Raw genomic sequence first — 5627 nt, 5'->3', positions numbered from 1 at the left:
CGATTCCATATGAATAATTTAATTTATCGATAATATCCATATTTTATTGACTTCGTCGAACTCGTAAACTCGGTTCATCACGTTGGGTGAACAGTGATGTTCATGGATATTTCATCTGTTTATCAATTGATGTTTATGATAGATGATCATTAAAAGTTTACGAAGAATATTCTATCAGGTAAAATGGTAAATATAGTCTTTTTTATTATGCTGTAAGTCTCGGAAGTGAAAGAAAATCCCCATTTGATCAATGTGGCTTAAGGAAACAATAAATAGCACTGAGTGCTTAAATTCAACATGAATATAAAAGCATTCATTGGTGTATTTTTATATAGATTATGAAATATGATTACACAAATCCTTATAAAGTGTTATTTAATTTGAACCCCTCATGGCTCAACGAAGTTAATGTGGAGTTTTAAATTCGGAATTATATATGATATACATATTTGGGATAATATTACACGTATTTGGGATAAAAATACAAGCTTTGACTGAAGGAATAGTTTATTTTTGTGACTGAAAGTACAAACAATAATTCTTGTATATGACGACACATTTATTACGACTTATCTTATTGAGTTTTTGTCTACTGTCACATTCCTGTTCGGATTATTCCCGTGAAATGAGGGAAATTCTGAAACTCGCGGAAAATAACCGGTCCGAACTGGAAAAAGTATTGAAATATTACAGCCACCATCCCGGAGATAGTTTAAAGTTACGTGCAGCAGAGTTCCTGATCCTGAACATGCCCGGAAAGTATTCGGAGGATGAACGGCCGTCGGAGGTATTTTTTCCTCTTTTCCGGGAATGGGACAGTATATTCCATATAGGGGTCGCCGACAGGAAAAAAACGTTCGATTCACTGGTTACAATATACCGTCTGGCATCGGAAAAGAAGTATTTACCCGACCTGCTGCATATCGAAGCCGGTTATCTGATCGACCAGATAGAACTTGCTTTCAGGGTGCGTGAGGAGATGCCCTGGAGCCGCGATATCCCTTTCGACCGGTTCTGCCGGGAAATATTGCCGTACAGGTTACGGAACGAAAGGCTCGAACCCTGGCGCAGTCAGGTGCTGGAAGAGTATGCCGGATTTATCGATTCCATGAAGTCTATTTGCGGAACAGATGCCGTACTGGCCTGTTCCCTGATGAATGTCCGTATCAGGATCCCCTGGCGCGGATCTTTTCCGGTATCACCACCTTTGCCTTCCTTTACCTATGCCATGGCGAAGGAAGCCTGGGCGGGTACCTGCCAGGAACGCTCGGTAGTAGGATTGTCCATCATGCGTGCCATAGGGATCCCTGTTACCGAGGATTTCACTCCGCAATGGGCTAACCGGCAGAAGGGGCACGACTGGAATACGGTCGCCGACACTACGGGCAGGCATATTATCTTCATGTCCACCGATTCCCATCCGGGCGCTCCGCATATGGCCAATCCCGACAGGGATAAAATGGCCAAGGCTTTCCGTCGTACCTACGAGATACAAAAAGAATCGCTGGCCATGCTGGCGGATGATATTACCGGGATACCGCCCTTTTTCAGGGATCCCTGTTTTACCGACGTAACTGCCGAAAATTTCGATTGCGGGGAAATACGACTTACACTGGATGATGTCCCCGGTATGGAACAGGGTTACGCATACCTTTATATATTCAACAACAAAAACTGGATACCCATCCATTGGGGAAAAACAGAAGGGCGGGAAGTCGCCTTTACCGATATGGGTAAAGGTATTACTTATCTTCCAGCCTGTTACCACAAGAAAAAGATGTATCCGGCCGGATATCCGGTTATTTTCACCAAAGAAGGGACTCTTCAGCATCTGGTACCGGACACCGCCCGTACCCAAAAAATGGCCCTGCTCAGGAAACATCCCATATACATGGGGCATACGGACCGGATGAAAGGAGGACGTTTCGAAGGCGCCAATGATCCGGATTTCAGGGATGCCCGGCTTTTGTATACGATCGATTTCCATCCGGACATGTATTTCCATACAGTATCCCTTAAAGAAAGCTATTTCAGGTATTACCGCTACCTGTCCCCTGACGGTGGCGCCTGTAATATAGCCGAACTGGAATTCTGCGACAGGGAGGGAAACAAATTAAAGGGAAACATCATCGGTACCCCCGGATCCTACGCCAATGACCCGATGCGAAGCCTGGACAAGGCATTCGACGGAAATACCCTTACCTTTTATGATGCCGCGGAAAAGGACGGCGCCTGGGTAGGCATGGATTTCGGGAAAAGGACCGGGGTAGACCATATCCGCTACCTGCCCCGGAATGATGATAATATGATCCGTGTGGGACAGGCTTACGAATTGTTCTTCTGGACACGGAACGGATGGCAATCTCTTGGAAGACAGACGGCAAAGGAGCAGGTGTTGCATTTCGACGGACCGTCAGGTGCATTGTTCCTGTTGCGGAACCTTTCCGGGGGAACGGAAGAAAGGATATTTACCTATGAAAACGGAAAACAGGTATGGTGGTGAAGAACGAAATAACACAAATAAAGCACAATATGGGAATAAAGGCGGCACCGGACCGGGCTTTAGCATGCAAAGGTCCGGCGACCGCCGGGATTCCCTCCAACAATAAAGGAGGTATGCCGGCAAAGATAATGATTTAGGAGATGAATGCCCTCTCCGGTTTTTCCGTACCGTATTTCTGCAGGAACGGGAAAATTGAGAAAACAAGCAGGATCATATTTAAAATCATTAAACAATGAAAAAAGTTTTCTTAAGTATCGGGGCAGTGCTGTTTATTACATTGGCTGCCGTAAATGTAAACATCGCCGTAAAAGGAGAGAGTGTGGCTAAATTAAGCCTGAAGAATATTATTGCTCTGGCGGATGTGGAAGATGACAAGCCTAAAGATGGAGAAGGTGGAAGTGATCTTTTTAAAGTTAACTATAAACAAACACATGAATGGGAAGAGTATTTTTATTCGCATATAAACAATGTACTAGATCAAAGATTTACCTATGTGCACAAATGTGTTATTTGTGAAGGGATAGGGTCTATATCCTGCACGGATAGCTGGGTGGTCACTGCAGGTGGAACTGATATTGTCAGATGTCAAGGAGGTCATTAAGTAGTTAAATAACAGTAAGATGCTTAAGAGATCACAATTGTTATTTGGTTGTATAAAGAGAAATATATTAAAATTACAGTTGAAATTATTCTGTGATAAAACTACATTGCCAAATATTATTGTTGAAAAATAATCTTTTAGGCATCTTTTTTAAATATCCTTATCTGAAATTATCAAAGTTTACCAAAAAACTGAACCGAAGTCTGGTGGTACAACCAGCTTTTGTGTAAAATATTTTTATTAACCACTTAAAAAATATACCATTATGAGATCTTATTATTTCTTATTATTATCTGTTCTATGTTTATCAACAAGATGTACAACATCCGGTTCAAAAGATAATAGTATCACAGGTCGTCACACAACCATCACATTGTCTGAAAACAGCTTAAAAAACTCATTCCCGGATACCAGTGTCTTTAAAACGGTACAAATGGTAAAGCTGGAAACAAATGAACATTCGTTCCTGAAAGCAATAGAACGGATATACCGGCACAATGATACTTTATTTGTATTTGACAAGTTTCTGAATAAAATTGTACTGTTTAATACGAATGGAAAATACATATCACATATTCATAACATAGGGAAAGGACCGTCTGAGTACTTAAGCTTACATGATTTTTGCCTGGATACCATTAACAGGCAAATAATATTATTGTGTGACCGTCCATATAAGCTGATGCGATTCGGATATAATGGAAAAATAGTCGGAGAGAAACGTATGGATGATTTCTTTTATAATATAGCAACGGACGGGACTAATTTTTTTTGCAATCGTTCCGATATAAACAATAAAAGACCCGATCAATACGAAATTGCTTATTTAGATGGGGATTTTAATATATCCGACAATAAACTCCATATGCGGGAAAACTTTAAAAATACCTTATTTACAAGAGGTAATTTTCTTACTTCCTGCCAATCGATCTATTATACCCGGAGACTTGACAATACAATATACCAGATAAAAGATACGGAATTGATCAGGAAATATAATATTGATTTTGCCGGTCATTCATTACCGGAAAGTCTTCTTAATTACGGAGTACTGGAATTCAGTGAAGCCTGCAGGGAAAATGAATATGTGTATTCGATTACCGATGTTATGGAAAGTGACCATCATCTTTTTTTCAGGACCAATATCGGTCTTTTTGTATTTAACAAAACAAATCAGACACTTCTGGGATACAAAAGCATATGGACTACAAAAATAAAAATAGGAACCGGTACTTACAATCCCATAGGCTGTTCCAATAATCAGATAGCCGTCATCATTAATCCGATGGTTTTGGCCAGCATTAAAGAAACAGCATCCAAGATACCCGATTTTGATAATTGGGAAGCGTTAAAGCTGGCCCAGGAAGTAGATGAAGAGGATAATCCGATACTTTATATCTATGAATTAATATAAAAGCAAATTTAATTTTTTAGAATAAAAAAGATCCTAAACTAATACACCGCAGACACACGTTGTTGACATTTCCTGGGAAAATAAGGTTTCCTGATGAACTTGTCGCCTTTTCGATATTTATTGACAATCCATGTTTAATGATCGTAAAAATGAAATTGAATAATTACCTACTGGTCGGTTTTATATTATTGATCCTTTTCAATCTTGTACTGTTATATCGATACAATGCTTTAATAAACGATAAAAAACGACAGGAGTATATATCGACAACGGATCAAACAGATGAAGCCCTGAAGCGCTTTTATTACGAATCACTTAATTCGGGTAATTGTTCACTTAACCTAAAGGAGAAATTAGTATCCATCGGAAGAGATACGCTAACTTTGGGAGATATACTAAAACAGGACTCAAAATATTTATTGTTCAGGTATTCCAATTCCAATTGTAATAGCTGTATCAATGAAGCATATGACAGATTGATCCGGAGAAAAGATCAATTACAGGGGATTCATATAATTGTACTTTCCTATTACGAATCTATAAGGGAAATGATCATTGAGGGCGGACATTCCTCCGGGAATAAACTTCCGGTATATTTATGTGCCGGAGATAATATAGGGTTACCTATAGATGAAAAAAACGTCCCTTATTTATGTTTTGTAGATGATGGAAAAATATCAAAACATGTAATGGTTGTCGATTCGTCTTATCCGGATATAATAGATGAATATTTGAAAATAATTATCAATAAATATTGTGAATAAACATTAAAAAGTCCAGCCAAATTATATGTTTTTAATCCGTTTCCAAAAGTTATTTTCTGTAATATTCGCCGTTTCGCTGGGAATGGTGTTGTTTACGGTTGTTATTATCTGTCCTTCTTTCTGGCGTGAAACCATTACCGGAAAATATTTCTGGCTGGCTGTTGTAAAAGGAGAGAGCCTGAAGACGGGGGTGAAATTCCGGAAGTGGAAATTACCTGTCCAAATCCAAGCGATAGATACGGAAACTGTAGGTATCTGGAGTCAAATAGACAACCTACGGGAGCTTGCTTGTATCAATGTAAAAAATCCGGGAGTCCAAAATCTACATGTTACTCGTGGCAGGAG

Annotated in this window: 6 protein-coding genes; all 6 read left to right on the top strand. The window is 39.6% G+C overall.

From position 1 onward, the window contains the following. Positions 1 to 547: 547 nt before the first annotated feature. On the top strand, positions 548 to 2503 hold the full coding sequence (locus LBQ60_13785) for a discoidin domain-containing protein (protein MDR2038989.1): 1956 nt from the start codon (positions 548 to 550) through the stop codon (positions 2501 to 2503). Next, the gene (locus LBQ60_13780) at positions 2500 to 2640 is read left to right on the top strand and encodes a hypothetical protein (protein MDR2038988.1); all 141 of its coding nucleotides are present in this window, start codon (positions 2500 to 2502) and stop codon (positions 2638 to 2640) included. Before LBQ60_13785 ends, LBQ60_13780 begins: the two co-directional genes overlap by 4 nt. Positions 2641 to 2735: 95 nt before the next feature. After that, positions 2736 to 3104, top strand: coding sequence for an NVEALA domain-containing protein (locus LBQ60_13775; protein ID MDR2038987.1), 369 nt, complete (start codon positions 2736 to 2738; stop codon positions 3102 to 3104). 265 nt (positions 3105 to 3369) lie between these two features. After that, the gene (locus LBQ60_13770) at positions 3370 to 4518 is read left to right on the top strand and encodes a 6-bladed beta-propeller (protein ID MDR2038986.1); all 1149 of its coding nucleotides are present in this window, start codon (positions 3370 to 3372) and stop codon (positions 4516 to 4518) included. 149 nt (positions 4519 to 4667) lie between these two features. After that, positions 4668 to 5282, top strand: coding sequence for a hypothetical protein (locus LBQ60_13765; GenBank protein ID MDR2038985.1), 615 nt, complete (start codon positions 4668 to 4670; stop codon positions 5280 to 5282). Between the two features lie 25 nt (positions 5283 to 5307). After that, positions 5308 to 5627 (top strand): hypothetical protein (locus tag LBQ60_13760; GenBank protein MDR2038984.1); only part of this gene is annotated, 320 nt, incomplete at its 3' end.

It is taken from the genome of Bacteroidales bacterium (genome assembly GCA_031275285.1).
Taxonomy (GTDB): domain Bacteria; phylum Bacteroidota; class Bacteroidia; order Bacteroidales; family UBA4181; genus JAIRLS01.
This window is presented reverse-complemented; position numbering and strand designations above follow the sequence as displayed.